Origin of the sequence: Coprococcus phoceensis, from assembly GCF_900104635.1 — a bacterium.
Taxonomy (GTDB): domain Bacteria; phylum Bacillota; class Clostridia; order Lachnospirales; family Lachnospiraceae; genus Faecalimonas; species Faecalimonas phoceensis.
In genome coordinates this window covers 712672-739109 of record NZ_FNWC01000007.1, presented here as the reverse complement: position 1 = coordinate 739109, position 26438 = coordinate 712672, and the positions used below count along the sequence as shown (strand labels likewise).

At 40.1% G+C, this 26438-nt stretch carries 30 protein-coding genes and 1 other RNA gene; 7 read left to right on the top strand and 24 right to left on the bottom strand.

Annotation, left to right across the window (positions count from 1 at the left end):
• Positions 1–10: 10 nt before the first annotated feature.
• The 7 genes from BQ5364_RS07250 to BQ5364_RS07220 form a co-directional block, all read right to left on the bottom strand.
• The gene (locus BQ5364_RS07250) at positions 11–802 is read right to left on the bottom strand and encodes a zinc dependent phospholipase C family protein (RefSeq protein ID WP_004612379.1); all 792 of its coding nucleotides are present in this window, start codon (positions 800–802) and stop codon (positions 11–13) included.
• 94 nt (positions 803–896) lie between these two features.
• The gene (locus BQ5364_RS07245; RefSeq protein ID WP_004612378.1) at positions 897–2237 is read right to left on the bottom strand and encodes an MATE family efflux transporter; all 1341 of its coding nucleotides are present in this window, start codon (positions 2235–2237) and stop codon (positions 897–899) included.
• Positions 2238–2352: 115 nt separating this feature from the next.
• Positions 2353–2931: a dipicolinate synthase subunit B gene (locus BQ5364_RS07240; RefSeq protein WP_004612377.1), complete on the bottom strand. Its 579-nt coding sequence runs from the start codon at positions 2929–2931 to the stop codon at positions 2353–2355.
• Between the two features lie 21 nt (positions 2932–2952).
• The gene (locus BQ5364_RS07235) at positions 2953–3822 is read right to left on the bottom strand and encodes a dipicolinate synthase subunit DpsA (RefSeq protein WP_071143920.1); all 870 of its coding nucleotides are present in this window, start codon (positions 3820–3822) and stop codon (positions 2953–2955) included.
• A gap of 96 nt (positions 3823–3918) precedes the next feature.
• Positions 3919–4719 carry a RelA/SpoT-related domain-containing protein gene (locus tag BQ5364_RS07230; RefSeq protein WP_004612375.1) on the bottom strand — a complete coding sequence of 267 codons (801 nt, stop codon included), beginning with the start codon at positions 4717–4719 and terminating at the stop codon, positions 3919–3921.
• 104 nt (positions 4720–4823) lie between these two features.
• A complete protein-coding gene (locus BQ5364_RS07225; protein ID WP_004612374.1) occupies positions 4824–5453 on the bottom strand; it encodes an SdpI family protein in 630 nt (209 codons plus the stop codon).
• Position 5454: 1 nt separating this feature from the next.
• Positions 5455–5721, bottom strand: coding sequence for an autorepressor SdpR family transcription factor (locus BQ5364_RS07220; RefSeq protein ID WP_071143919.1), 267 nt, complete (start codon positions 5719–5721; stop codon positions 5455–5457).
• A gap of 199 nt (positions 5722–5920) precedes the next feature.
• On the opposite strand from BQ5364_RS07220, the gene BQ5364_RS07215 reads away from it, so the two are divergent.
• From BQ5364_RS07215 to BQ5364_RS07205, 3 genes are read left to right on the top strand one after another with little or no spacing between them, the layout of a single operon-like run.
• Positions 5921–6148, top strand: a complete 228-nt coding sequence (locus BQ5364_RS07215; RefSeq protein WP_004612372.1) for a hypothetical protein — start codon at positions 5921–5923, stop codon at positions 6146–6148.
• Between the two features lie 16 nt (positions 6149–6164).
• Entirely contained in the window at positions 6165–7067 is a 903-nt protein-coding gene (locus tag BQ5364_RS07210; protein ID WP_022250275.1) for a radical SAM protein, read from the top strand.
• A 7-nt stretch (positions 7068–7074) separates the two neighbouring features.
• A complete protein-coding gene (locus tag BQ5364_RS07205) occupies positions 7075–8328 on the top strand; it encodes a coproporphyrinogen-III oxidase family protein (RefSeq protein ID WP_004612370.1) in 1254 nt (417 codons plus the stop codon).
• A gap of 101 nt (positions 8329–8429) precedes the next feature.
• Here BQ5364_RS07205 and BQ5364_RS07200 read toward each other — a convergent pair whose 3' ends face one another.
• The 8 genes from BQ5364_RS07200 to BQ5364_RS07165 all read right to left on the bottom strand — a co-directional run bounded on the left by BQ5364_RS07200 (position 8430) and on the right by BQ5364_RS07165 (position 14527).
• Positions 8430–9440 carry a GGGtGRT protein gene (locus BQ5364_RS07200; RefSeq protein WP_004612369.1) on the bottom strand — a complete coding sequence of 337 codons (1011 nt, stop codon included), beginning with the start codon at positions 9438–9440 and terminating at the stop codon, positions 8430–8432.
• Positions 9441–9459: 19 nt separating this feature from the next.
• A complete protein-coding gene (locus tag BQ5364_RS07195) occupies positions 9460–10152 on the bottom strand; it encodes an iron-sulfur cluster assembly scaffold protein (protein WP_004612368.1) in 693 nt (230 codons plus the stop codon).
• A gap of 183 nt (positions 10153–10335) precedes the next feature.
• Positions 10336–10806 carry a CinA family protein gene (locus BQ5364_RS07190; protein ID WP_071143918.1) on the bottom strand — a complete coding sequence of 157 codons (471 nt, stop codon included), beginning with the start codon at positions 10804–10806 and terminating at the stop codon, positions 10336–10338.
• 7 nt (positions 10807–10813) lie between these two features.
• Positions 10814–11359 carry a CDP-diacylglycerol--glycerol-3-phosphate 3-phosphatidyltransferase gene (pgsA, locus tag BQ5364_RS07185; RefSeq protein WP_071143917.1) on the bottom strand — a complete coding sequence of 182 codons (546 nt, stop codon included), beginning with the start codon at positions 11357–11359 and terminating at the stop codon, positions 10814–10816.
• Positions 11359–12681 (bottom strand): 30S ribosomal protein S12 methylthiotransferase RimO, encoded by a 1323-nt coding sequence (gene rimO, locus BQ5364_RS07180; RefSeq protein WP_004612365.1) that lies wholly within the window; start codon positions 12679–12681, stop codon positions 11359–11361. The genes pgsA and rimO overlap by 1 nt, the downstream gene beginning before the upstream one ends.
• A 70-nt stretch (positions 12682–12751) precedes the next feature.
• Positions 12752–12994, bottom strand: a complete 243-nt coding sequence (gene rpoZ / locus BQ5364_RS07175) for a DNA-directed RNA polymerase subunit omega (protein WP_022250277.1) — start codon at positions 12992–12994, stop codon at positions 12752–12754.
• A 3-nt stretch (positions 12995–12997) separates the two neighbouring features.
• Positions 12998–13630 (bottom strand): guanylate kinase, encoded by a 633-nt coding sequence (gene gmk, locus BQ5364_RS07170; protein WP_004612363.1) that lies wholly within the window; start codon positions 13628–13630, stop codon positions 12998–13000.
• 18 nt (positions 13631–13648) lie between these two features.
• Positions 13649–14527, bottom strand: a complete 879-nt coding sequence (locus BQ5364_RS07165) for a YicC/YloC family endoribonuclease (protein WP_071143916.1) — start codon at positions 14525–14527, stop codon at positions 13649–13651.
• A 329-nt stretch (positions 14528–14856) separates the two neighbouring features.
• Here BQ5364_RS07165 and BQ5364_RS07160 point away from each other — a divergent pair, with 329 nt between their 5' ends.
• Positions 14857–16593 carry an Rqc2 family fibronectin-binding protein gene (locus tag BQ5364_RS07160; RefSeq protein ID WP_071143915.1) on the top strand — a complete coding sequence of 579 codons (1737 nt, stop codon included), beginning with the start codon at positions 14857–14859 and terminating at the stop codon, positions 16591–16593.
• Positions 16594–16638: 45 nt separating this feature from the next.
• On the opposite strand, the gene BQ5364_RS07155 is transcribed toward BQ5364_RS07160, so the two are convergent.
• Both BQ5364_RS07155 and pheA read right to left on the bottom strand, forming a co-directional pair.
• On the bottom strand, positions 16639–17925 hold the full coding sequence (locus BQ5364_RS07155; RefSeq protein ID WP_022250279.1) for an ATP-binding protein: 1287 nt from the start codon (positions 17923–17925) through the stop codon (positions 16639–16641).
• A gap of 1 nt (position 17926) precedes the next feature.
• Entirely contained in the window at positions 17927–19075 is a 1149-nt protein-coding gene (gene pheA, locus BQ5364_RS07150; RefSeq protein WP_071143914.1) for a prephenate dehydratase, read from the bottom strand.
• A 143-nt stretch (positions 19076–19218) separates the two neighbouring features.
• On the opposite strand from pheA, the gene BQ5364_RS07145 reads away from it, so the two are divergent.
• From BQ5364_RS07145 to BQ5364_RS07135, 3 genes are read left to right on the top strand one after another with little or no spacing between them, the layout of a single operon-like run.
• Positions 19219–19755 carry a nitroreductase family protein gene (locus tag BQ5364_RS07145; protein ID WP_004612358.1) on the top strand — a complete coding sequence of 179 codons (537 nt, stop codon included), beginning with the start codon at positions 19219–19221 and terminating at the stop codon, positions 19753–19755.
• A gap of 14 nt (positions 19756–19769) precedes the next feature.
• Positions 19770–20690, top strand: coding sequence for an aspartate carbamoyltransferase (gene pyrB, locus BQ5364_RS07140; protein ID WP_022250280.1), 921 nt, complete (start codon positions 19770–19772; stop codon positions 20688–20690).
• 34 nt (positions 20691–20724) lie between these two features.
• Positions 20725–21162, top strand: a complete 438-nt coding sequence (locus BQ5364_RS07135; RefSeq protein ID WP_004612356.1) for an aspartate carbamoyltransferase regulatory subunit — start codon at positions 20725–20727, stop codon at positions 21160–21162.
• 66 nt (positions 21163–21228) lie between these two features.
• Here the strand turns inward: BQ5364_RS07135 and BQ5364_RS07130 are convergent, their stop codons facing one another.
• The 7 genes from BQ5364_RS07130 to BQ5364_RS07100 all read right to left on the bottom strand — a co-directional run bounded on the left by BQ5364_RS07130 (position 21229) and on the right by BQ5364_RS07100 (position 26435).
• On the bottom strand, positions 21229–21498 hold the full coding sequence (locus BQ5364_RS07130; RefSeq protein ID WP_071143913.1) for a hypothetical protein: 270 nt from the start codon (positions 21496–21498) through the stop codon (positions 21229–21231).
• 176 nt (positions 21499–21674) lie between these two features.
• Positions 21675–22026, bottom strand: an RNA gene (gene rnpB, locus BQ5364_RS07125) — RNase P RNA component class A.
• A 47-nt stretch (positions 22027–22073) separates the two neighbouring features.
• The gene (gene rnhA / locus BQ5364_RS07120; protein WP_004612354.1) at positions 22074–22550 is read right to left on the bottom strand and encodes a ribonuclease HI; all 477 of its coding nucleotides are present in this window, start codon (positions 22548–22550) and stop codon (positions 22074–22076) included.
• A gap of 16 nt (positions 22551–22566) precedes the next feature.
• On the bottom strand, positions 22567–24261 hold the full coding sequence (locus BQ5364_RS07115) for a MutS-related protein (RefSeq protein WP_004612353.1): 1695 nt from the start codon (positions 24259–24261) through the stop codon (positions 22567–22569).
• Positions 24243–24959 carry an MBL fold metallo-hydrolase gene (locus BQ5364_RS07110; RefSeq protein ID WP_004612352.1) on the bottom strand — a complete coding sequence of 239 codons (717 nt, stop codon included), beginning with the start codon at positions 24957–24959 and terminating at the stop codon, positions 24243–24245. The genes BQ5364_RS07115 and BQ5364_RS07110 overlap by 19 nt, the downstream gene beginning before the upstream one ends.
• Positions 24960–25403 carry an MOSC domain-containing protein gene (locus tag BQ5364_RS07105; protein ID WP_004612351.1) on the bottom strand — a complete coding sequence of 148 codons (444 nt, stop codon included), beginning with the start codon at positions 25401–25403 and terminating at the stop codon, positions 24960–24962.
• A gap of 6 nt (positions 25404–25409) precedes the next feature.
• The gene (locus BQ5364_RS07100) at positions 25410–26435 is read right to left on the bottom strand and encodes a molybdopterin-binding protein (protein ID WP_004612350.1); all 1026 of its coding nucleotides are present in this window, start codon (positions 26433–26435) and stop codon (positions 25410–25412) included.
• Between the last annotated feature and the right edge of the window lie 3 nt (positions 26436–26438).

Genomic DNA, 26438 nt, shown 5'->3' with positions numbered 1-26438 from the left:
GCTCTCCCTTTTACTCAAATGTACGTTCGAATCGCTCATCCAGTTCCTTTCCCATTTTCACACTCTCATCAAAACTTTGTATCATCTGAACCGCCACAGAAACAGCATTGTCAAATCGACGCAAAAGTCCTATATTACTCTCAACACATTTTTGATTGTCAATCCGCTGGTTCATAATTCCTTTCAGCGAAGCATACTTTCCGGTAAGCTTTAGCACCGAATTAATTGCTGTCTGCTTAACTGCTCCAGGCGCTGTGAAAAGGTGCTTTAAACCTTTTAAATAAAACAACGAATTTCGAATCTGCTTTTTATCAACTGCCGGATGAAATGGCGCAATTGCTTCCACCGTATTCCAATCTGTTGGAACAAGTTTTGCAATCGGATAAGCAAGTGGATCTTTGTTATCAATACGAAGCAGTTTCTTTTCAAACTCTTCTTCGATTTCCACATGTTCCACTCCCGTCTTTCGAATCATCTCATCTACATAGGAGTGGCTTTCGCTGTCTAAAATATAATGGCAAAGAAAACCTAAGAGATATGCATATTCTTTCGTCTCTCTCCCTTTTCGGCGCACGATTTCCAACGCTCGTAAAAAGAATGGGTATGCCGAAACCGCATGCATATCTGTTCCGTATTTTGAAACTTTATTATTCGTATATAAACGATAAAAGAAAAAAATATCCGGACCTTGAAGTCCAATCCGGAACTGCGGATAATGACTCCGAATAATTTCCTTAAGATCCCCCTCTGTCTGCTGCCAGACTTTTTTCCCGAATCGTTCGTGTGCATAAAATGCAGGCATATGATCACTCCTCACTTGTTTTTATTATAAAAGTATATCACTGAACAGTAAAACTTGTATATACCTTCTGTAAAAAAAGCGTAAGTGTCTTCACTTATTTTTTCGCGCCTGACGTCATTTTCCGCACATACCAATAATAATACGGGATAAGCGGAATCAATGCACTTACCCATGCAGCCGGATCGCAGATACAGATTCCGGTAAACTGAAGCGGTTCAAACAGTAAGAATACAGCAAGTCCCCTTGCAAGTAATTCAAACACACCTCCAAGCATCGGCACCAACCCATTTCCAATACCCTGAAGTGTATTTCGATATAAGAAAATAAGCCCAAGCGGGAAATAAAACCAAAGACTGATATGAAACATCTGCTCCGCAATCGCCCGAAGTTCCCCCGTTGGATCTGCCACAAATATCTTGACAAAAGAAGGCAGCCAGAAAAATGCCACGACCATAATGACAATACTGTAAACAGCAGTCACGCCAATACTGACATTCAATCCTTTTTTGATTCTGTCAACTTTTCCCGCTCCATAATTCTGTCCTGCATATGTAGCAAGCGCTGCTCCCAACGCCATATATACCTGCATTACAATATTCTGAATCTTACTTGTTGCAGAATAAGATGCAATGTACATAGAGCCTAGCAGATTCAACGAAGACTGTACAATCATCGTTCCAATCGCTGTAATAGAAAACTGCAGTGCCATCGGAACTCCCATCGCCAAAAGTTTCAGAATACTCCGCAATGAAATCGCTCTCTCCTCTTTTCCGAAATGTACAATCTCATATTTTTTCCATACATAAACCAAACACAAAACACCAGATACTGCCTGAGCTGCGACTGTCGCATAAGCAGCGCCTGATACTCCAAGCGGAATTACCGCCACCAAAAGAAAATCAAGCCCGATATTTAAAATAGAAGATAACACAAGAAAAACAAGCGGTGTCTTGCTGTCTCCCAAAGATCTTGCAATCGCAGCAAGCATATTGTAAAGAATCGTTGCCGGAAGTCCCGCATAAATAATCGCAATATATTTCCATGTATCTGCATAAATTTTTTCCGGTGTATTCATTGTCGTCAAGATCCAGCCATTCGCCAGCAGCAATCCTGTTGTCATAATAATTGCCAGTATTACACACAAATAAGTCGACATCGCCACATAATGTCTTAACCGTTTTTCATCTTTTGCACCATACGCCTGTGAAATCAAAATTCCAAAGCCACTCGTCATTCCGGTAATCCAGCCGACTACAAGAAAATTTAAAGAAGTGGTGCTTCCAACTGCCGCCAGCGCATCTACTCCTAAAAATCTTCCGACAATCATTGAATCTACAATATTATAAAAATTCTGAAATAGATTTCCGCATAAAACCGGAAACATAAAAGCCAGTATCAATTTTAAAGGTTTCCCTTCTGTCATATTTTTCGCCATCGTATTCCCCCTTTTTTCATATGTATTTCATTATATCGCTCTCTTTTCATTTTTTCTAGTACAAAATATGTAAAATGCCCTGAACTGCAGCGAGTTTTTCAGAGCATTTCCAACCTTATTGAAGAATCGGCTGGTACTGTTTCCCGTCCAATGCCGCTTCCGCCGCTTCACGCAGTAATTCGGTATGTGCAATCATCGAATTTGGCTTCTTTTCCGGATTATCCTGCCCAAACGGCACAAAATAAACGTGTTTCGCATTCAAGAGCAGACCGATATTTTTCATGTTCATACCAAGTGCATCGTTGGTAGATATAGATAACAGCAGTGGTTTTTCGCTTCGAAGATGCGCCTTTGCCGCCATCAATACCGGCGTATCGGTGATTCCATTTGCAAGTTTTGCAATCGTATTTCCTGTACATGGCAAAACAATCAAAAGATCCAAAAGACTTTTGGGCCCAATCGGCTCCGCTTCTGCAATTGTAAGCATTGGTGTTCTTCCGGTCAGAATCTCCGCTCTTCGCACAAACTCCTCTGCCTTTCCAAACCGGCTGTCAATCGTCTGAGCCGCCTCTGAAAAAATAGTCTGCACCTTTGCCCCCGCCTCCACCAGTTTCTGAAGTTCCTGAAATGCATTCTCATAAGTACAAAAGGAGCCACTCATGGCAACCCCTATCGTTTTTCCGGCCAATTCCATTATATCTCCTCCCTCAATCTTCTATTGAGCAACAGACTCTCTCAATTTTTGAAAAATCGTATCCGCGATAATCTGGGCAGAAGTATACGGTGCATATTTTCCCGGAAGCCCCGGAAGTTTCACCGCCTGCACGCCCATTTTTCGTGCAGCCGCATAATCCACTCCACCATCTCCAGAAGCAATATCCAAAATCCATGCACTCTTTCTCACATACGACAGTTGTTTTGCCGATAAAATCCTTTCCGGAATGGTATTAAAAATAATATCTGCTGTTTTCATTTCCTGCAAAAAACGATCTGTTTCTACAACATACATTCCATCAGCTCTTGCACAGGCGCAGGCTGTTTGGCTTTTATCTACGACTCCGACTTCACATCGAATCCCTTTCAAATAAGAAGCAAGCATTCTTCCGCAAACTCCATATCCCAATATCAGACACCTGCTCCCCCGAAGATTTTTAGGACTTCGTATCATCGCTTCTGCTATCATTCCTTCTGCTGTTGCAACACTATTTTCCACTGCCAGACAATGGTCTTCCATCAAGTCAAAAACACGAACTTTCTGACTTTCCATTTGTTGCATGACCGTTCTTGGAATGCACCCCGCAAAAAAAATCTGTCCTTTCCGAAGGCAGGACAACATTTCCTTTCGCTCTTTTAATTCTGCCCCAGACATTCGATTTGGACTCAAAAAGGGAATCGGATACACTAATACCTCTGCTTCCTGTATCAGTTCTTTTACCGATGAAACATATTTTACATTTTCAATCTTCTCATCTTTACACAAACCATATGCCAATACACCATGCCCTTTTGAAGCCAAAATATCCGCAAGATACCACTGCCGCAAATCTCCTCCCACAACAGCAAACTGATATAAATCTGTTCTCAACGATCAAATTTCCTTTTTTGTTTATCATATGCACAAATTTCTTTATCGGTGTAAAAAGAATTTCCTCTAATAAAATAGAATGTAGTTTCCTACATCCTATTCTTTCTCACGCGCTTTTTCACGCTCCATATTTACTTTTTCTTCTTTCATTCTTCGAAAATAAGAACTCATCTCGTCCGCCATTCCGGACAAACGGTTCAGCAATGTTGAAAAATCACACAACATTGGATCATTTTTAAAATACGGATAGACAATATCATGGTCAATCTCACTCCAGCCCTCTTCAAACAGCGTTCTTCCCTGCACTTCCACATAATATCCTTTGTACTTAATAATGTAGTGAAGAGACCGATAAATTCCTCCCGCTTTAATATCGATTAATCGTTCATCATAAATCTTACTGTCCCCTGAACGTTTATATACCTTCGGCCGCTCTGCAATATAATAATGTGCCGGATTTTCATCAAAATCCTCTAATCTGTTCTCCACATAGATATCCGGATTATTCTCAAACACCTTTGTAATATAATTGTGAAAATAAATCCAATCCTCACGATATAGGAAAAACACACGTATTCCGATTAAATCGGTAAAATATTTATAGTAGTTTTCATGATTCAAAAACGCAAATTTTTCCGGAGCTTCTCTTCGTTTCCGAATGACTTTTTCAATCAGATGCCCCGGCGCTTTCGTTCGATAACGATAAGAATGGATTCCCGCTTTTTCGATATCATACAGGTAGTCATCTACAAAATCCTTTCCGATATCTCGCAAATCCCCCTCAATCTTCTGATAGCTCTCATAAATTTTCGCAAGTTCTTCCCATTCAATATCTGCTTCCCGAAAAGCTTCTTCTGTAATATTATATTCTTCCAAAAATCTCTTTTTATCCAGCATAATTACCCCTTACTTTTTCACAATATCTCTGCTTTCATTATATCCTATCTGTTTCGATTTTACCAGCAAAAATGTCTGTGCCATTCTTGGCACAGACATCTCTTTTAAATTCCCTTTTTATATAATACAAATGAATAAATGACAGGAGCAACCCCAATCACAACAATCATTCCAATCAAAATTGCAGTTTGATTCAAGAATATGTTGACAAGCATAATAGCACCTGCTACCAGCCATAATCTTCCGGCAAACCGGTTTGTCCGATTCCAGTTTTCCGTACTGTTCAAAGTCCACGGAAGCTTGATTCCGACTGTATAATTTTGTCGATTCTTAGACATATAATTTCCCGTAACAAGAAAAATCGTACCGACCAAAACTCCCGAAATCATGCTGATATTAATTGACATATTTAATGCATTTGTATAAATAGACAAAAACATAACCCACGAAACAATCGGTACAATCCAAAATACAACCGAAAGCATCTTTCCGCCAATATTTTTTCGCTTCGGATCATTTAACGAAACTGTCACTGCAACCAAGTGAAGTACTGTCAAAATAATTGGAAGGCCCAAAACAGTAAATGGCTTACTGCTCCACCCATTTGCGACATTATCAAACGTAAAATGCGTCGCTATCGTATCCGGAAGCCGGTTCCATAAAAGCAATCCGATTACAATCGGAAGAACCGTCACTACACTTGTTAAAATAATTTTTCCTCTGTACTCTTTCACACTACACCTCTCCTTTCAAATCTGCCAGCCAGAGCATAATGTCTTCCACTGCTGAAATATTCAACTCATAATACACATAGTTTTTATACTTTGTCTCACATATCAGATCTGCCTTTTTCAAAATTCCCAAATGATAAGAAATAGTTGCACCTGTCATATCAAAATGACTGCCGATTTCTCCGGCGGATAATGTTCCTTTCTTCAACAATATTAAAATTTCTCGTCGAACAGGATCTGAAAGCGCTTTGAATGTTTCTGCAAAACTCATGACATCCCACCTTTCTTTCGTAAGCATTTAGATTTTTTTCTAAATAGCTTACGAATACAATAACACCTTTTCGTTTCATTTGCAATAGGTATTTAGAAGTTTTTCTAAATACTTTTTCTTGTTTTCTTTCTTGAAATCTCCTATAATTTATTTATATGCATCTTCAATGCCAAACAAAAGAGAAAGAGGACTATTTTATATGAGACGAAATCACACACCTTTTAATGGAAAACAATTTATTTTAAACAAAAACACCGGAGAAATCCATGATCTGGACCGTGAGACACCGGATTGCCATATCGATGAAATTAATCCAGAACATATTTTTAGCTGCGACACCTATACAGAAGCGGTTCTTTTTGCGTCCATGCTTGCTGTAACCAGAAACGATTGTCCGCACTGTATGCCTGAACGAAACAGACACTAAGAAAGCGAGAAATGATATGAAACTTTCTTCCTTTATATATTTCGCAAATTTTGGTATCAAAACTATCCTATTCAAGAAAAAAGAGCCTATCCTCGGCACGATTATTGTTACAGATAAATGTAATTTAAAATGCAAACATTGTTCTGTCAATAACGTCACAGCAATCATTCATCCTTACTCGCAAATTCGAAAGGAAATGCAGCAGCTGTATGATATGGGAATCCGTATACTTTTTTTCTGCGGAGGAGAAACATTTCTGTGGAAAGACGGAACCCGTTGTTTGCGGGATTTAGTCATAGAAGCAAAGGAAATGGGATTCTTAATTGTAAACGTAGTTACAAATGGAACATTCCCTTTAGATTTGCCGGAAGCCGATTTAATTTTACTCAGTATTGATGGCGATAGAGAACACCATAATGCAATTCGCGGGAACACTTATGACATCATCATGGAAAATATTAAAAATGCAACTTTCGACAATATCTGCTTTTATATGGCAATCAACCAAATAAACAAAAATACGGTGCAAGATGTTTGTATTGCCGCACGCGATACTAAAAATGTCCGTGCGGTTTCTTTTAACTTTCATACACCGTATCCTGATACAAAAGAATTGGCTCTTTCCAAAAAAGAAAAAGCAGACTGCTGTGAAGTCATTAAAAAAATGATGAAAGAAAACGTGCCCGTATTTAATTTACAAAGTGCCTTTCCATATTTAATCAACAATAACTTTCCAACACCGTGCGACCAATGTGTTGTCATAGAGAACGGCAAACTTTCAACCTGCGGACGCTGTATTGATATTCCGGGACTTTGTAACGAATGTGGATATTTCTTTGTTGCAGAATACACTCTTTTATTTAAAGGAACACCAAAAATTATTTTTGAAATGCTGAAAACTTATTTAAAATATATTTAGGAGTAATATGAAAACAATAACAACCCTCACCAGAATGTGGCTGACTCGGTCAACAAAACCATTTATCTTTCAAAATGAGTATGATCAAAAGCTACCCTATTCTGACTGTCAAAATTTAGGACTATACGTACATATTCCATTTTGCAGAAGCATTTGCAATTTCTGCCCTTATTGCAAAACTCTGTATTCAGCAAAACTATGTGACCGGTATATCGATTCTCTGCTCCATGAAATTCATCTTGTCGGAAGTCAACATATCGGAAGAAAAAAGGCTACCAGCTTATACTTTGGTGGCGGCACACCGGCTCTTACAGTAGAACGGATCAAAGAAATCATTGATGCTGTCCAAGAACATTTTATCATCACAGAAGGAATTGGCGTCGAATTACATCCTGATAATGTAACTCCGACAGTTTTACAGACTCTAAGAGATGCCGGAGTAACAAAAATCAGCATTGGAATCCAATCCTTCCAAAATAAATTCCAAAATATTTTAGGTCGAACAACTGTTGATGCTGTCAAACTAAAAGAAACACTATCGGAAGTTCCATTTGAAACAGTTTCAATGGATTTTATTTTTGCACTTCCAAATCAAACGTTTGATGATTTAAAATCTGATATCGACAAAGCATTTCAAAGCGGAGCGAATCATATAGCCATTTATCCATTCATTGATTTTGCTTTTACGTCAAGTTCAGTAGCAGCGATGTCTAAAAAGGAAAAACAACTACTTTTAAATGCTGTTACACATTACTGTTTAGACAAAGGGTATATCCGCACTTCCATTTGGACATTCTCAAATGAGAAAAAGGCATCCTATTCTTCCATGACCAGAGATAATTTTTTAGGCTTTGGGTGCTCTGCCGCAACTTTATTAGATGACCAATTCAAAATCAACACGTTTTCTGTAGAAGCTTATTGCGAAAGATGTAAAGAAAACAAACTTCCAACTTCATTAACAACTCGATTTTCTTTGCGTCAACGAATGCTGTATTATTTATTTTGGACTGCCTACAGTACCAAAATAAATCCCAAAGATTTTGAAAACTTCTTTGGTGTATCCCTAAAAAGTGTCTATGGGATTGAATTGAACTTAGCAAAGCTTTTAGGTTTTCTTACAGAAGAAAACGGTATTTACACGATGACTTTAAAAGGAGCCTTTTATTATCATTATTATGAAAATTTCTATACACTTTCTTATATTGAAAAAATGTGGGGAATTCTAAGAGAAGAAGCATTTCCTGAAAAAATAGAGCTATAATCGACTGAAAAGATATTGAAAAGCAAAGCAGGCAGAGTTTATCACTCTGCCTGCTTTATCACTTTTTATTGCATTTAAGAATCCCGTATTTACGCGGTTTCTTAGAATTTTCCGCTTTCTGCTGCTTCCTGGATAGAAACTGCAACAGCAACTGTCATACCAACCATTGGGTTGTTACCAGCGCCGATTAATCCCATCATCTCTACGTGAGCAGGAACTGATGAAGAACCAGCAAACTGTGCATCAGAGTGCATACGTCCCATAGTATCTGTCATACCATAAGAAGCTGGACCAGCTGCCATGTTATCTGGGTGAAGTGTACGTCCTGTACCACCACCTGAAGCTACTGAGAAGTATTTTTTACCTTGTTCGATACATTCTTTTTTGTATGTACCAGCTACTGGATGTTGGAAACGTGTTGGGTTTGTTGAGTTACCTGTGATAGAAACATCAACACCTTCTTTGTGCATGATTGCAACACCTTCTGTTACATCGTTAGCGCCGTAGCAGTTAACTTTTGAACGAAGTCCGTCAGAGTATGCTTTTCTGAATACTTCTTTTACTTCTCCTGTGTAGTAATCCATCTCTGTCTCAACATATGTAAATCCATTGATTCTTGAGATGATCTGCGCAGCGTCTTTTCCAAGACCGTTTAAGATAACACGTAAAGGTTTTTTACGTACTTTGTTAGCTTTTTCAGCGATACCGATAGCACCTTCAGCTGCTGCGAATGATTCGTGACCTGCTAAGAATGCGAAACAATCTGTCTCTTCTTCTAATAACATTTTTCCTAAGTTACCATGTCCAAGACCTACTTTACGCTGGTCAGCAACAGAACCTGGGATACAGAAAGCCTGAAGACCTTCACCGATTGCTGCAGCAGCATCAGCAGCTCTTCTGCAGTCTTTTTTGATTGCGATTGCAGCACCTACGATGTAAGCCCAGCAAGCGTTTTCAAAACAAATTGGCTGGATTCCTTTGATCTGATCGTAAACGTTCAGTCCAGCGTCTTTTGTGATTTTTTCAGCTTCTTCGATAGAAGCGATTCCATAGCTATTTAACACGCTATTGATTTTATCAATACGTCTTTCATATGATTCAAATAAAGCCATTTTTTACGTCCTCCTTCTCTTACTCTGCTCTTGGGTCAATAATCTTAACAGCGTCATCTACGCGGCCATATTGTCCTTTAGCTTTTTCCCAAGCTGTGTTAGGGTCATCACCTTTTTTGATGAAATCTGTTAATTTTCCAAGACTTACGAATTGGTATCCGATGATCTCATTGTCTGCATCTAAAGCGATACCTGTTACATATCCTTCAGCCATCTCAAGGTAACGAGGACCTTTTGCTAATGTTCCGTACATTGTACCAACCTGTGAACGAAGTCCTTTTCCTAAATCTTCAAGACCTGCTCCTACTGGAAGTCCGTCTTCTGAGAACGCACTCTGTGTTCTACCATATACGATCTGTAAGAATAATTCTCTCATAGCTGTATTGATAGCGTCACATACTAAGTCTGTATTTAAAGCTTCCAAAATTGTTTTTCCTGGAAGAATCTCAGATGCCATAGCTGCTGAGTGTGTCATTCCTGAACATCCGATTGTCTCAACCAATGCTTCTTGAATGATACCATCTTTTACATTTAATGTTAATTTACAGGCTCCCTGCTGTGGTGCACACCAGCCCACACCGTGTGTTAAGCCTGAGATATCTTTTACTTCTTTTGCTTTTACCCATTTTGCTTCTTCTGGGATTGGAGCTGGTCCGTGATTAACGCCTTGAGCTACTGGACACATAGTTTGTACTTCATGTGAATAAATCATGATAAAACTCCTTTCAAATATGTATGATTTTTTCTCTATGGTGTTTGTTAGAACTTTAACGCCATATATATTCTTATTTTCTCACAAACTTCTCTTTTCGTCTATATTTTTTTTCATATTTTTTATAATTCGACATTATAAAAAATTGTTTTTCTGTAAAAACACTTTCCTTGTTGAATATGACTATAAATTTTCCTCCAACAATTTCAGCGCCGCTTCCACAGCCGCATTTCTGTTTTCTTCTCTTGTTCCATGAAAACGACATTCTTTGACATAGGTCTCTGTACCAATACAACATCCCACATAGATAAGACCAACCGGCTTTTCTTTTGTTCCGCCTCCCGGGCCCGCAATTCCGGTCGTGCTAAGTCCTATCTCTGCCTTCGCCGCCTTCGCCGCTCCACGTGCCATCTCCTCGGCCGTCTGCCTGCTGACCGCTCCGTACCTTACGAGTGTCCCATGGGAAACCCCCAACAGGCGCTCTTTTGCCTCATTGGAATAGGTAATGTGTCCTTCGTTATACACAGACGATGCCCCCGGAACATTCAAAATTCTTCCTGCCAGAAGACCGCCCGTACAGGATTCTGCCGTTGTCACTGTATACTGCTTTTCCAATAATTTTTTTACAATTTCTTCTTCCAACATGATCTTCATCCTTCTTTTACATTCCACCCTGTGTCAATACCTGTTTATTCTTCACAATGTAATCCACAAGAGAAACCACTGTCAAAATCAGTCCAATCCATACAACAACAGTTGTAATTGTCTGCATAATCGGATTTTGAATATCCAATATCAAGAGAATGATCATCGCCATATGAGATACTGTTTTAAATTTTCCCCAATAGCTTGCGGCAATAACAATCCCATTATCAGACGCTACAAGTCGGAAACCACTGATGATAAACTCACGTGCAATGATGATCAAAACAATCCATGCCTGCAACTTTCCTGTCTCAATCAGGCAGATCATCGCAGAACATACCAGTAATTTATCCGCAAGCGGATCCATAAATTTTCCAAAATTCGTCACAAGATTATGCTTTCTGGCAATCTTTCCATCCAGCATATCTGTCAGGCTTGCAATACAAAACAGTGCAAGTGCAATATACTTTCCATTCCCTTCTGCCAAAGGTGTGATCATAAATACAACAAAAAATGGAATCATTAAAACTCTCAGTACCGTCAGCTTATTTGGTAAATTCATTATATAATCTCTCCCATCAAATCATATTCTAATGCGCCGGTGATTCTGACACGTGCGAAATCTCCCGACATTAATTCCTCTTCTGATTCTACAAAGATAAGCCCATCTACATTTGGAGCATCCTTGTAAGTTCTTCCTACATATGCATTTTCATCTGCCACTTTTCCCTCGATCATGACAAGCACTTCCCGCCCGATCATCTCTTCCGCAAGATCAAACGCAATCTCCTGCTGCAATTCCATCAGTTCTGCCTGACGGTCTTCCTTGACGTCCTCTGGAATCTGATCCGGCATCACAGCAGCCGGCGTATCTTCTTCCGGTGAATATGTAAACACACCAAGGCGGTCAAATTCCATCTCATCTACAAACTCCATCAATTCTTCGTGTTGTTCCTGTGTCTCTCCCGGGAAACCGGTAATCAATGTAGTACGGATTGCGATATCCGGTATTTCTTTTCGTAGTTTTCCAATAATTTCAACCAGCTGTTCTTTTGAAGTCCTTCTGCCCATTCGTTTTAAGATTCCATCACTTGCATGCTGAATCGGAAGATCCAGGTAGTTACAGATCTTATCCTCTTCTTTGATTACCTGAATCAATTCATCTGTAATCTCTTCCGGATAGCAGTATAAAATACGGATCCAGCGTAATCCACTGATTTTGCAAAGCTCTCTCAGCAACTTGTGCAATGATTTTTCACCATAGAGATCTTTTCCATAAAGTGTTGTCTCCTGTGCCACTAGAATAATCTCTTTTACTCCCTGTGCCACCAGATCTTCCGCCTCTTTCAGAAGTCGTTCGATAGGAACACTTCTAAAGTTTCCGCGGATTTTGGGAATGATACAATATGTACAGTGTTTATCACACCCTTCTGCAATCTTCAGATAAGCAAAATGTCCTCCTGTCGTCACAAGGCGCTTGCTCTCCACAAGCGGAAGCGCATCAATGTCAGTCATCTCCACACTTGTGTGCCCTGCAAGTGCCTCGTCAATCGCTTCCACAATCTTATCGTAAGAAGTCGTTCCAAGCACTGCATCCACTTCCTCAATCTCATCGATGATCTCCTGCTTATATCGCTGTGCAAGACAACCTGTGACAATTAACGCCTTGCATGAACCGGCTTTCTTATATTCTGCCATCTCAAGAATCGTCTGGATACTCTCCTCTTTTGCATCGTGGATAAAGCAGCATGTATTAATGACAATGACATCTGCGATCTCTTCGCTGTCCACCATCTGGTGTCCTCTAGACGCCAACAGTCCAAGCATCACCTCCGTATCGACAAGATTCTTATCACATCCTAGTGATACAAATAATATATTCATAGTCTCATTTCTCCTATATAGTTATTGAGGCAGATACTCCACTACGCATCCGCCTCATCATATCTTTTATCTATTCTTCTGTATCTTCTGCAATGATCTTAATCTTTCCATTATTCAATTCATCAATTGCAATCGAAAGTGGTTTCTCACCATGCTTTGTTGGTACTAAAGGTAATTCTCCGCCGATAATCTGTCTTGCTCTTTTTGAAGTTGCCAAAACAATCGAATAACGGCTGTTTACAATCTTAGTTGCCCCTTCCTCTACGTCTTGATTGACTACTTTCATCAAATCTGTGTAAGATGGATGTAACATGTATTATTCTCCTTTCAAATTCCCATTTAATTCTTCTTTTATCTGACACATAAAATTTCCATTGCGGAAACTTCTGTTGTGTTCACCCTCAATAATATTATGCATCTCCTGCACGCAGGTATCCAAATCATCGTTGATGATCAGATAGTCATACTCCTGCATTCCCTCAGCCTCTTCTGCTGCTCTTTGCATTCTGGATTCAATGACATCCATCGTCTCCGTTCCTCTTCCAATCAAACGCTCTCTCAAAATCGAAGCATTCGGTGGAGTTATAAACAACAACAGTGTCTGTGGAAATTTTTCTTTCACTTTCAAAGCACCCTGAATCTCAATCTCCAGAATCACGTCTTTTCCGGCTGCAAGCTGTTCTTCCACATAGGCTTTTGGTGTGCCATAATAATTATTCACGTATCTAGCATACTCTATTAACTCATCTTGTGCAATCATTTTTTCAAATTCTTCTGTCGTTTTGAAAAAATATTCCCTTCCATCTACTTCTCCTTCTCGCGGATTTCTTGTAGTTGCTGAGATAGATAATGCGTAATTATCATATTTTTCAAGCAGCGCTCGCATCACAGTCCCTTTCCCTGCTCCTGAAAATCCTGAGACTACGATCAAAATTCCTCTCTTTTTCATCCTTCTTATCCTTTCCCTTTATTCGATATTCTGAATCTGCTCTCTGATCTTTTCAATTCCTGTCTTCAGATCAATCGCATGATTCGATACTTCAATATCATTCGCCTTTGACAAAATCGTGTTCGCTTCACGGTTCATCTCCTGTGCAATAAAGTCCAGTTTTCGACCGATTCCCTCTCCCGCTTCTAATGTGGTTCTCATATGTTCAATGTGACTTCTCAGTCTGACCGTCTCCTCATCTGTGCAGATCTTGTCCGCAAACAGAATCACCTCGGCAGCCAGTCTGCTCTCATCCATCTGTACATCTTCCAAAAGTTCCTTCACTTTCAATTCCAGCTTCGCACGATATTCAGAAATGATCTCCGGTGAGCGCTCTTCGATTGCTTCAACTAATGCAAGCAATTCATCCAATTTCACATTAATGTCTTTTTTCAGATTCTCGCCTTCCACAATTCTTGTCTCCACAAATTGTGTAAACGCTCCTTCCAAGGCCTTCTTCAATCCGTTCCAAAGTTCTTCCTCATTCTCCGGTTGCTCTTCCATCGTAAGTACTTCCGGACAACGCGACAAGGTAGAAACACGAATATCATTCTCCAATGAAAATGCCTCTTCCATCTGCTTAAAATACTGCAGATACTCCTCAGCCAATGCAGCGTTATATTTTAATGCGGCCTGATTCTCTGACATGTCTTCATATGTAATAAAAATATCTACTTTCCCTCGCTGTGCATACTGCTTCAGCAGGCTGCGGATGGAGGCATCAAAAAAATTCAATTTCTTCGGCATACGGATATTGACATCTAAGTATCTGTGGTTCACGCCCTTTAGCTCTACCGTAAATTTACGTTGTCCTTCAGACACCTCACATCTTCCAAAGCCTGTCATACTTTTCATCATATTGTTAACCTCTTTGCTTGTCTTTTTATGTTACATTTCATTATAAGTCATTTAAAAACAAACGTCAATTGAAACTCCCCTTCATTTCGTGTATACTAACATCTATATGGTTACTGTTCACTCCGCAGCTAAAACAGAGATTTGCATTGTCATGCCTGCATGTAAAAGGCGAATTTCTGTTTTTGCTACGAAGTGTAACTCGTAACCGCCACCCAATAAGCAGTCTTAGCACAAAGTGCGGGACTGGAGTGCGAAAGCACGACGAGTGCGCATATGGTGGTGGTTAGGAGTGAACAGTACCTCTAAAATATGAAAGGACGATTTACATTATGGCTTTTGACGGAATTACAATTGCAAATATCGTACATGAATTAAGAGAGAACCTATTAGACGGCAGAATCAATAAGATTGCACAGCCTGAGACCGATGAGCTTCTTCTGACAATCAAGACACCCAAAGGGCAAAAGAGGCTTTCCATATCCGCAAGTGCTTCACTTCCGCTTATTTATCTAACTGAGACCAACAAGCCAAGTCCAATGACCGCACCGAATTTCTGTATGCTTTTAAGAAAACACATTAATAACGGGCGAATTACGGCAATTACACAACCTAAATTAGAACGTATCATTCGGTTTGAAGTCGAACATCTGGATGAACTTGGTGATTTGTGCAAAAAATATCTGATCATTGAGATTATGGGAAAACATAGCAACATCATTTTCTGTACGGAAGACAACAAGATTATCGACAGTATCAAACACGTCTCCGCACAGATGAGTTCTGTTCGCGAAGTACTTCCGGGGCGCGAGTATTTCATTCCGGATACGATGGAAAAATCAGATCCACTGGATATTTCTTTCGCCGACTTTGTATCAACTTTGATTGCAAAACCTACCCCTCTTGGAAAAGCGATCTACACAAGCTTTACCGGCATCAGCCCTGTTGTAGCAGAAGAAATCTGCTATATTGCCAGAATTGATTCTGAAGTCACACCAAAAGAGCTGTCAGAAGATGTATTGATTCATTTATATAAACAATTTACTTTATTTTTTGACCCGGTAATCAAAGGTGATTTTCATCCGGTAATCTACTATAACGGTGCGGAACCAAAAGAATTCTGCGCACTGCCATTATCGCATTTTCCGATGTATGAGGCAAAAACATTCGACTCCATGTCAAACGTCTTGGAGATTTACTACGCTTCCAGAAATACATTGACACGGATTCGCCAAAAATCGGTAGACCTTCGGAAAATTGTGCAGACCGCATTAGAACGAAACCGGAAAAAATATGATTTGCAGTCCAAACAACTCAAAGACACTCTGAACCGTGATAAATACCGCATATACGGAGAATTGATCAACACCTACGGCTACAATTTAGAGCCCGGTGCAAAACAGCTGGATGCTTTGAACTACTATACAAATGAGATGGTGAAAATCCCACTTGATCCTACAAAGACACCTGGCGAAAATGCGCAAAAATATTTTGACAAGTATAATAAACAGAAACGAACTTTCGAGGTGCTTTCCTCTCTAATTCAGGAAACGCAGGAAGATATCACTTATCTTGAATCTGTCAGCAACGCACTTGACATTGCATTGAGTGAAGACGATCTGACTCAGATTAAAGAAGAATTAATCGGCGCCGGATATGTAAGGCGAAAATTCACAAAGAAAAAAGTAAAGATTACAAGTAAACCATTCCACTATATTTCCAGCGATGGCTATCATATGTATGTTGGAAAAAATAATCTGCAAAACGACGAACTGACTTTCCATTTCGCTGTTGGAAACGACTGGTGGTTCCACGCAAAAGGCTGTCCGGGATCTCATGTCATCGTGAAAACCAATGGCGAGGAGCTGCCAGACCGGACTTTTGAGGAAGCTGGAAAACTTGCGGCCTACTACTCTAAGAACCGCGGAAATGAAAAAGTAGAGATTGACTACATTGAGAAAAAACATGTCAAAAAACCGTCCGGTGGAAAACCTGGATTTGTCGTATATTACACCAACTATTCTCTGATGATCGATTCCGATATTTCCGGAATTCAACAGATTGATTAAAGCATTTAAAAGGGTGAAAGTCATTCGAAACTTTCACCCCTTTCTTTATTTTCCAAGAAGATAATCTATGAACTGCTGCGCGGTTCTGCCTGACAGACCGCCGTGACTTAACTCCCATTTATTGGCTTCTAGAAGAAGCTCTTCCTCCGGCATATTAATTTGATTTTTCTGAGCTAATGTCTTCACAATCTGCTGAAATTCTTTCTTACTTGGACCTCCAAAATAGATTGTCACTCCAAATCTTGCCACCAGTGATAATTTTTCCTGAACAGTATCGTTCGTATGCAATTCCTCATCTCGGTCAGACTTATCGCGAAATGTTTCCCTCACAAGATGCCGCCTGTTTGAAGTCGCATAGATTAAAATGTTATCCGGTTTCTTTTCCAATCCGCCCTCAATCACTGCTTTGAGATATTTATATTCAATTTCAAACTCCTCAAAAGACAGATCGTCCATATAGATAATGAACTTATAGTTTCTGTTTTTTATCTGAGCAATCACATCGTTTAAATCCTGAAACTGATGTTTATACACCTCAATCATTCGAAGTCCCTGATCATAATACTGATTCAATATTGCCTTGATTGAAGTAGACTTTCCTGTTCCTGCATCTCCGAACAGCAGGCAGTTATTCGCCTTTTTCCCTTTCACAAATGCCTCTGTATTCTCAATCAGTTTCTTTTTTGCAATTTCATATCCCACAAGGTCATCCAGATGTACATGGGCAATCTTCGTGATCGGGACAATATCTGCCCCAGCTTCTGTATGCTCGATACGAAATGCCTTGTGCAGCCCAAACTTACCCACTCCGAATTCTTTATAAAACTGTGTCATCGTACATTTGAATTCCTCTGCATTCTCACATGTTCCAAGCTTTTCGCTCAGCTCACAGATACGGTCTCGGATTCTTTTATTGAATACCTTCCCATGTCCTTTGACATTCTCATAGTGCATCAGTACAGAAAGGCACTTCACCCCCAGTGCCTTCTCTAAAATAGTAAAATCATATGCAAACAGCTCTCGGAAAATCTCAAAATCATGCAGCGTGATCGTGTTGATGCTTCCCTCAATTTCGCCTACAATCTCACACTCTGTACTGTATGCATTCTCGTCATTTACCAAAAGAAATGTCAGGTAATTATGCCAAAGGTTTCCTTCAAACCCATATCCCGCTGCCAGCTCCAGCAGTTCATTCACACATTCAAATAAAAGTCCTGCCATATCTTCTTTATTGTAATATTCGCTGTCACAATTTTCCATTAAAAATGTCATATCACGCAAAAGCTCTTCATGTTCCATATGTTTGTATAGCATCAGTTCCTTTGTTCTCATTTTATACGCCTTCTTTCGATGAATAGTTTCCTAAAATTTTCAAGCTTTTAGACTCCTCGCGCAATCCCCGGATCGCATTTTTCACAGCCCCATCTGCCATATTTCCTTCAAAATCCACAAAGAACCGATATTCCCAGGTACGTCCTTCCACCGGTCTTGACTCAATCTTTGTCATGCTCAGATTATTATAAATAAAATGAGATAACAGATGATACAGCGTTCCGCTTTCATGTGACACTTCAAAGCAAATACTGATCTTCGATGCATCCTTCAAAAAAATCTTTTGGTTCGTCACGATAATAAAACGCGTGGAATTATTATCATTATGATTAATCTTCTCCTCCAAAATTTCCAATCCATACAGGCGCGCTGCATATTCGCTGCAAATTGCAGCCTTTCTCTGATCTTGATCTTCCAATACTTTTTTTGCGGCAACAGCAGTATTTGCCACGCTGATCTGCTGCCAGTCTCTGTGTGCGTCCAAAAATTTTGCACTCTGCATCAATGCCTGTGGATGAGAATATACACGTTCAATCTGGTCTAATGTCGTTCCCTTCACTCCTGATAATGTATGATTGATTGGGAGAACCACTTCTCCTACGATATAATTTTCAAATTCCACAAGCAGATCATACACCTCATTGACTGCACCCGCAGAAGAGTTCTCAATCGGAAGTACCGCAAAGTCGGCCGATCCCTCTTCGATTGCCTCCATCGCATCTCGAAAAGTCTGCACATGAAAACTATTGGTATCTTTTCCAAAATACATCTCCATCGCCGCCTGGCTATATGCTCCTTCCGTTCCCTGAAAGACAATTCTCGAATTCTCCCAATCTAATTTGTCCACGCCGATAAACGGCAGTCTTCCTAGCGCCCCCCGTTTTGTCAAAAGCTGATACTGCAGCTTGCGGCTTAAAGACATCAATTGTTCAAACAGTTCCTGCACTCCTTTTTTGTGAAACTCCTCCGTCACCTTTGCGGCAACTGCTGCCAGTTTTTCCCGCTCCCTTTGCTTGTCAAACACTTTATTGCCCGCACTGATCTTGATGTCTCCAATCTCCATACAGACATCCATTCTCTTTTTATATAATTCGATGATCTCATTATCAATTCCATCTAACTGTGCTCTTAACTCTTCTAAAGTCGCCATCCTTCTCTCCTCCTGCCCAAATTAAAAATTATTATAATACATTTTTCAGACAAAATCTATATTTGATAAATATAAGAGTTGAAAAAAAAATCTGTTTATTATATGATAATAAAAATAGATTTTCAAATAGGAGGATATTTTATATGAACGCAACAGAATGTATTAAAGGGCGAAGAAGTATTCGTAAGTACAAGAAAGGCTGTATTGACCATTCATTATTAGAATCTATTATCTCTACAGCATCTTATTCTCCTTCCTGGAAAAACACTCAGATTACTCGTTACATCGCAATTGAAGACACTTCTATTCTCAATAAAATTGCCGATGAATTCACCCCAGACTATAACTCGAATATTATCAGACAAGTTTCAACATTAATTGCTGTAACTTTTATCAAAGGGCGCTGCGGTTATGAGCGAGATGGTTCTTTTTCAACCAAAAAGGAAGACCGTTGGCAGATGTTCGATGTCGGTGCTGCCTGCCAGACATTTTGTCTTGCTGCACATGAAGCCGGTCTTGGCACTGTAATCATGGGAATCTGGGACGAAGATGCAATCACAGAATTGTTGGACATCCCGGAAGGACAGGAACTGGCTGCCTTGATTGCCATCGGTTATCCTGATGTTGCTCCCGAAGCTCCAAAGCGAAAATCTGTACAAGATTTATTAACTTATCGATAAACTAGGAGGTTACCATGAGACACTTAATGAGTCCATTAGACTTTACAGTCGAAGAATTAGATGAAATTTTGGATTTGGCAGACGATATTGAAGCCAATCCTGAAAAATATGCACACGCCTGCGACGGCAAAAAGCTTGCAACTTTATTCTACGAACCGAGCACTCGAACAAGACTTAGTCACGAAGCCGCAATGTTAAATTTGGGGGGAAGTATTTTAGGATTTTCTTCCGCGAATTCCAGTTCCGCCGCCAAGGGGGAGAGCGTATCTGACACAATCCGCATGATTTCCTGCTATGCAGACATCTGTGCGATGAGACATCCAAAGGAAGGTGCGCCTATGGTTGCCTGCAGACATTCTTCTATCCCTGTCATCAATGCCGGTGACGGCGGACATCAACATCCGACACAGACTTTAACCGACCTTTTGACAATCCGTTCTTTAAAAGGCAGACTTGACAATCTCACAATCGGTCTTTGTGGTGATTTGAAATTCGGACGTACGGTTCACTCTCTCATTCACGCACTGGTACGTTACCCGAACATCAAATTTGTTTTGATTTCACCGGAAGAGCTGCGTCTGCCAAGTTATATCCGCAAAGATGTGTTAGACAAACAAAACGTGCCTTACAAAGAGGTAGTTCGTATGGAAGAAGCGCTTCCGGAACTGGATCTGCTCTACATGACAAGGGTGCAAAAAGAACGTTTCTTTAACGAAGATGATTACGTTCGTATGAAAGATTTTTATATATTGGATGCGAAAAAGATGGAACTTGCACCAAAGGATATGCTTGTGCTTCATCCACTTCCACGTGTCAACGAGATTTCTGTCGAAGTAGACAAAGACCCACGTGCCGCTTATTTTAAACAGGTACAATACGGTGTGTATGTACGTATGGCACTCATACTCACTTTGCTGGAGATCAAAGTTTCATAATAATAATTAACCATAGAGAGAAAGGAAATATATCATGGTAAAAAATACATTGAATGTCAGTGGTATTTCCGAAGGCTTTGTACTTGACCATATTCAGGCCGGAAAAAGCATGGACATCTATCACTATTTGAGACTGGATAAATTAGATTGCTGCGTTGCAATCATCAAAAATGCAAAAAGCAATAAGATGGGGAAAAAAGACATTATGAAAATCGAATGCCCAATCGACGTAATCGATTTGGATATCCTCGGCTTTATTGATCACAATATCACAATCAACATCATTCAGGATGAAAAAATTGTTGAGAAAAAACGTTTGAAACTTCCAAAAGAAATCACAAACGTAATCAAATGCAAAAATCCTCGCTGCATCACTTCTATTGAGCAGGAACTGGATCACGTGTTCGTGTTGACCGATCCTGAAAACGAAGTATACCGCTGCAAATATTGTGAAGAAAAGTATAGCAGATAATAAAGACAAGCATTATTTAAGGACTGGATGGCTAATTTGCCACCCAGTCCTTTGCTAAAAAATATTTTACATATTCGCTAAATTTTCTTTTTCCCTACAGTCCCCTCCTCTGTATAAACTACACACATTTTCAATCTCTGTTTCCGGCAATTGTTTTCCATGTTCTAACACTTTTCTGAAAAAATAATTCTTGAAAATCAATCGGTTGAAAACACCTTCTCTAATCATGTTGCGGTAGAAAGCAGGCATTTTCGGTACTTTTCCAACTTTAATCAATCCTGCTGCAACAACAAAAACTGTGACAATTGTTAAAAAAATCATGAAATACGTTGTCATAAAAAACGCCCCTTTCTGTTTACTTCTATTGTTATCTTTATACTACTCCTTTCAAATTTATCAGTCAATAGTTTGTTTAAATTTAATATTTCTGATTATAGTATATGTAGCAACTTTTAATAGCAAAAAGACAATCACTTCAAAGCGATTGTCTCATAAATTCTAAAAATATATCGTGTAAAAGCAAAACGATAAGCCGGGTTATGTCGTTGAACGGTCATCTATCTAGCCTTACTGTCGCCAGTAAGATCAAGCAACCTACCTAAAACGTGACGGGCCGCCACATCGTTTTCGTTCGGTCTTGCTTCGAATGGGGTTTACATATGCCCCCTTTGTTACCAAAGGGGCGGTAGTCTCTTACACTGCCCTTCCACCCTTACCCAGAGTCAATCTGGGCGGTACATTTCTGTTGCACTAGCCTTGGAGTCGCCTCCACCGGACGTTATCCGGCATCCTGCCCTATGAAGCCCGGACTTTCCTCACCTGCGGTCTTTCGACACTTGCAGCTGCGACCGTCTGTCTTACTTTTACACCTCTGTGATTTTATCATTTTCTTCAAAACTTGTAAAGTACTTTTATCCCCCGATTACATCATCCAAAAGATTTCCGCCGTCCGCCGCTGTCGTTGCAAGTGTATCACAGCGCTCATTCTGCGGATGTCCATCATGTCCTTTTACCCAAATAAACGTAATCTGATGCGGTTCTTTCGCCTTTAATAATCGTTTCCACAAATCCACATTTTTGACCGGTTCGTTTTTTCCGCGTTTCCAGCCTTTTTTCAGCCAGCCATCAATCCAGTGCTGATTAAATGCATCGACCACATATTTTGAATCCGAATATAACTCAATCTCACAGGGACGGTTCAACGCCTCCAGCCCTGCGATCACCGCCATCAATTCCATACGGTTGTTCGTCGTCTTCTTATATCCGCAGGACAACTCTTTTGTATGAAGCTGCCCTTTTGAATCTATAAATTCCAACACAGTGCCGTATCCTCCCGGTCCATCCGGGTTTCCTCGTGCCGCACCATCTGTATAAATCTTTACTTTCATATCGCTCTCACTTTCTCTACAAACTCCATATTCCGGTATTTACAAAATTCTCTGCCGTCTTCTCAGCCTCTTTGATAATTTCCCCGTCATATCCGATAATCCCAAGCAGCTTAATAGCATTTCTGGATACCGCTCTTCCTCTGTACAACATGTAATTAAACAAAATATCATTTTCTTTTACCTCTTCCTGAAAATGATAATTACTATAAAACTCTTCCAAAAGATGTGTCAACTCAATATCATGTGTTGCCGCAAAACACATTACATGCACTTTTGCCAGACTCTTTAAAATCTGAGCCGATGCTGAAATACGCTCAATCGTGTTCGTTCCCCGAAGCACCTCATCCACAAAACATAAGAGCGGTGTCTTCTCCTCTACGCGGTTCAAGATTCTTTTTAAAGATTTGATTTCCACAATGTAGTAGCTCTCATTCCCCTGAAGATTATCTTTGAGCGCCATAGATGAATAAATCTGAAAATAGCAGGCGCGATACTGTCTTGCCGGGCAGGTGTGGATCGTCTGTGCAAAAACCGCACTGATTGCCACCGTCTTTAAAAATGTTGATTTTCCAGATGCATTGGAGCCCGTCACCAACACGCCTCGTTCTTCTTTGATCGTATTTGCAACCGGATTCTCAAGCATAGGATGATACATGTCTTCACTTTCTAAAAATGCCTTTTCCTGCTTCACAAGTTCCGGCACAGAATAATATGACAATGACTCCCGATAAGAGGCGATTGCGATCATACTGTCCAAAAGTCCAAGATTTTCCATCATACACTCAATCGCATCCAAATTTTTTTGAAACTCTTCCAGCATCGAATTGAATTTAATTAAATCCACATGAAACAGCATACGGAAATAATCCATGATGGATTCTGTAACAGATGCTCCCATATGCCGTCCGGACACCACCAAAGAGGAACCCTTTTTGAACTTGCCAAACTGTTTCTTTGCTCTGATAATCTCCTGCACATATTGTTCCACTTCAGGAATATCAACATGTTCAAACTGATCGCTGATATCAAGCAGTTTCATGATATAAGAAAATGTACTGATATACGCCTCGATTTCTTTCTTCTCTCTATAATAACTGTTGATATTTACACCCATCACCACAAGTAACGCAATCACTCCGGCAGTAATGTTGAAAATTGCCAAAACAATGGCGGCAAAAATCCCTCCAATCGCCAGATAGTGCGGTGTGTTGCTTTTCTTTTTCACTTCAGATAAACGGTAAATATAATCACTGACCGGAACTTTTAATAATTTCCCAATTTCATAGAATTTGGTCTGAAAAATTCTGCGTTCTTTTTCATGCTCTGCAAAATAAGTAATCAGACGCTCTCGCTCTCTCAGCACAGATTCCTCCGTTTGTGGTCTCCTCAAAAGATCATACAAATAGTCCTCGCCAATATTGGAATAAGTATGATTTAACTTTAAGAATACATCATCCATCTCCAGATCATTCCATGTGATATCATCGATAAACGCCCCTTTGGCACATCTTCTCTCCTGTCGGTTCTTGTAATAATGTGAAATCCATTCAAATTCCTCATATGTATATTCTTTTGGATGTCCACTGCCCCACTCTTCTTTCAGCATTGCCTGTATACATCCCATTCGATTTTTACGACTTACCATGTTCACCACCCAAATGCCGGCAAGAACAGCAAACAATCCTGCTACGACTATGATATCTTGAGACATATTTCCTCTCCTTCTTTTGTGATCGGATAAATCCGCTCTCGATACTCCTTTGTCTCCTCCTGATGCATCAGTTTTTCACAAACTGTATAGTCCCCCCAGCAATGCATCGGAATCAATGCTTTTGCATCCACCCGTTTTGCAAATCCATCTATTCCATAATAATACTGCTCGCCAAGCCTTGGATCTACGGGCACAAATGCCACATCGATCGGTGTGTCCTTCAATTTTTCAATTTCCTTCAGATATGCCATCTTCATATGTTCATTATACGCATCCGGCTCTCCTTCCCAATGCCACCAATTTAAATCTCCTGCATGGTAAATTGTTCTTCCTTCGCACTCCACCAAAAAAGCAACACCTGCATCTGTTGACTTCAAAGTCTGAATCCGCACCTTTCCCAGTTCAAGCTCCTGATGGATTCTCAAAAAAGAGACCTGAGCTTCGATTTGCTTTTCTTCCAAAATTTTTTTCGCTGACCTTCGAATATCCGAAGACAGAACATAGTGCACATCCGGATATTGTTCTCTCAATTCAAAAATTTCTTCTACATAATGATCATGATGGACATGGCTTGCAAATACAACTATACTTTTTTTCGGATCAAACTTTGGTATCTCCCCTTTGTAATAATCAAACAGAAAAATATGGTTTTCCAGTTCCACCGCAAACCCACTGTGTGAAATATATGTGATTTTCATTTACTCCTCCTTATCTGTCAAAATCTCTATACAGTCACCCTCTGAAATCTCCCCGCCGTGAATTACAACTGCAAACACACCTTCTCTTGGCATGATGCAGTCTCCCATCGTCTGAAAAATCCTGCACCCGTGATGGCATTCCTTTCCTATCTGCGTCATCTCAAGAATCACATCGTTGCAGCGAAATCTTGTTCCAATCGGAAGGGTTTTTAAATCAAATCCCTCTACGACAAGATTCTCTCCAAACGCACCGAATTCTATCTGTGCCCCTCTTTGCCGAAACGCTTCTATCTGCTCATAAGACAACAGACTCACCTGTCTATGCCAGTTACCTGCATGCGCATCTCCTTTCAGACCAGAATCCGCAACCAGCTTTGCCTTATGTACATTTTGCTTTTCTGTTCCTTTCTTTTCACTGATACAAACAGCTCTCACAACTCCCATAAATCTCTATACTCCTTTTCCAAATCCACAGTTCGGATACGTACAGATATCGCAGCCAAGACATAAGCCTCCTGCTCCCATCTTTGCCAAATCCTTCTTCGTAATCGGTACATCTGCAAGTATCCGTGGAAGAAGCAAATCAAAAATGGTCGCTTTTGCATACATCACGCATCCTGGCAGTCCTATAACCGGTGTTCCATCCGAAAAACAGCCAAGCAGGAACATCGCCCCCGGAAGAACCGGAGCCCCGTAGGAAATAATCTGCGCTCCACTTTCTTTGATTGCACTCGGTGTCATATCATCCGGATCGACACTCATTCCTCCGGTACAAAGTACCATATCTACTCCTTTGCCTTTTATCTCCCGAATTGCTTCCACAATCTTTTCTCTTTTATCCGGTACGGTTTTATGAACCAACACTTCCACATCATATGCTTTCAGTTTTTCTCGAATAACCGGAGTAAATGTGTCCTGTATCCGCCCATAGTACACTTCATTTCCAGTCGTCACCACTCCGGCTGTTTTTCGCTTATATGGTAAAATCCGAAATAATGGCTCTTTTCCACCGATTTCTTTAACTTGCTTCATCTTCTCTTCCGAAATGACCAGCGGAATCACCCTTGTCCCAACCAGTTTGTCCCCGACATTCACCGGCTGGTTATGATGTCTGGATGCAATCATGATATCTTCCAGCTCATTGATGGCAGAAAGCTTTTCCAAATCAATTTGAAAAAGTCCTCTCTGTGTTGCCGACAACTCAATCTTTCCTTCTTTTACCGGGCTCCGCTTCATATATGCGCTTTCGCATACAGATGCCAGAATCTCTGCCGCCTCATTCTCGTGCAGCATTCCCTCTTCTTTCTCCCACACATAAAGATGGTCTTTTCCAATAGATAACAGTTTGGGAATATCTTCTTCCCGCACAATATGTCCTTTTCGAAATGCAGTATCTTTAATCTGATCTTTTACAATAATTGTAATATCATGACAAATCACATGACCTACCGCATCTTTTGTCTCAATCTTTTTCATCTT

Excerpts from the sequence above, each read along its gene's own strand:
- BQ5364_RS07250 (WP_004612379.1), bottom strand. The coding sequence starts at position 802 with ATGCCTGCATTTTATGCACACGAACGATTCGGGAAAAAAGTCTGGCAG.
- BQ5364_RS07245 (WP_004612378.1), bottom strand. The coding sequence starts at position 2,237 with ATGGCGAAAAATATGACAGAAGGGAAACCTTTAAAATTGATACTGGCT.
- BQ5364_RS07240 (WP_004612377.1), bottom strand. The coding sequence starts at position 2,931 with ATGGAATTGGCCGGAAAAACGATAGGGGTTGCCATGAGTGGCTCCTTT.
- BQ5364_RS07230 (WP_004612375.1), bottom strand. The coding sequence starts at position 4,719 with ATGCTGGATAAAAAGAGATTTTTGGAAGAATATAATATTACAGAAGAA.
- BQ5364_RS07220 (WP_071143919.1), bottom strand. The coding sequence starts at position 5,721 with ATGAGTTTTGCAGAAACATTCAAAGCGCTTTCAGATCCTGTTCGACGA.
- BQ5364_RS07215 (WP_004612372.1), top strand. The coding sequence starts at position 5,921 with ATGAGACGAAATCACACACCTTTTAATGGAAAACAATTTATTTTAAAC.
- BQ5364_RS07210 (WP_022250275.1), top strand. The coding sequence starts at position 6,165 with ATGAAACTTTCTTCCTTTATATATTTCGCAAATTTTGGTATCAAAACT.
- BQ5364_RS07205 (WP_004612370.1), top strand. The coding sequence starts at position 7,075 with ATGAAAACAATAACAACCCTCACCAGAATGTGGCTGACTCGGTCAACA.
- BQ5364_RS07200 (WP_004612369.1), bottom strand. The coding sequence starts at position 9,440 with ATGGCTTTATTTGAATCATATGAAAGACGTATTGATAAAATCAATAGC.
- BQ5364_RS07195 (WP_004612368.1), bottom strand. The coding sequence starts at position 10,152 with ATGATTTATTCACATGAAGTACAAACTATGTGTCCAGTAGCTCAAGGC.
- BQ5364_RS07190 (WP_071143918.1), bottom strand. The coding sequence starts at position 10,806 with ATGAAGATCATGTTGGAAGAAGAAATTGTAAAAAAATTATTGGAAAAG.
- pgsA (WP_071143917.1), bottom strand. The coding sequence starts at position 11,359 with ATGAATTTACCAAATAAGCTGACGGTACTGAGAGTTTTAATGATTCCA.
- rimO (WP_004612365.1), bottom strand. The coding sequence starts at position 12,681 with ATGAATATATTATTTGTATCACTAGGATGTGATAAGAATCTTGTCGAT.
- rpoZ (WP_022250277.1), bottom strand. The coding sequence starts at position 12,994 with ATGTTACATCCATCTTACACAGATTTGATGAAAGTAGTCAATCAAGAC.
- gmk (WP_004612363.1), bottom strand. The coding sequence starts at position 13,630 with ATGAAAAAGAGAGGAATTTTGATCGTAGTCTCAGGATTTTCAGGAGCA.
- BQ5364_RS07165 (WP_071143916.1), bottom strand. The coding sequence starts at position 14,527 with ATGATGAAAAGTATGACAGGCTTTGGAAGATGTGAGGTGTCTGAAGGA.
- BQ5364_RS07160 (WP_071143915.1), top strand. The coding sequence starts at position 14,857 with ATGGCTTTTGACGGAATTACAATTGCAAATATCGTACATGAATTAAGA.
- BQ5364_RS07155 (WP_022250279.1), bottom strand. The coding sequence starts at position 17,925 with ATGAGAACAAAGGAACTGATGCTATACAAACATATGGAACATGAAGAG.
- pheA (WP_071143914.1), bottom strand. The coding sequence starts at position 19,075 with ATGGCGACTTTAGAAGAGTTAAGAGCACAGTTAGATGGAATTGATAAT.
- BQ5364_RS07145 (WP_004612358.1), top strand. The coding sequence starts at position 19,219 with ATGAACGCAACAGAATGTATTAAAGGGCGAAGAAGTATTCGTAAGTAC.
- pyrB (WP_022250280.1), top strand. The coding sequence starts at position 19,770 with ATGAGACACTTAATGAGTCCATTAGACTTTACAGTCGAAGAATTAGAT.
- BQ5364_RS07135 (WP_004612356.1), top strand. The coding sequence starts at position 20,725 with ATGGTAAAAAATACATTGAATGTCAGTGGTATTTCCGAAGGCTTTGTA.
- BQ5364_RS07130 (WP_071143913.1), bottom strand. The coding sequence starts at position 21,498 with ATGACAACGTATTTCATGATTTTTTTAACAATTGTCACAGTTTTTGTT.
- rnhA (WP_004612354.1), bottom strand. The coding sequence starts at position 22,550 with ATGAAAGTAAAGATTTATACAGATGGTGCGGCACGAGGAAACCCGGAT.
- BQ5364_RS07115 (WP_004612353.1), bottom strand. The coding sequence starts at position 24,261 with ATGTCTCAAGATATCATAGTCGTAGCAGGATTGTTTGCTGTTCTTGCC.
- BQ5364_RS07110 (WP_004612352.1), bottom strand. The coding sequence starts at position 24,959 with ATGAAAATCACATATATTTCACACAGTGGGTTTGCGGTGGAACTGGAA.
- BQ5364_RS07105 (WP_004612351.1), bottom strand. The coding sequence starts at position 25,403 with ATGGGAGTTGTGAGAGCTGTTTGTATCAGTGAAAAGAAAGGAACAGAA.
- BQ5364_RS07100 (WP_004612350.1), bottom strand. The coding sequence starts at position 26,435 with ATGAAAAAGATTGAGACAAAAGATGCGGTAGGTCATGTGATTTGTCAT.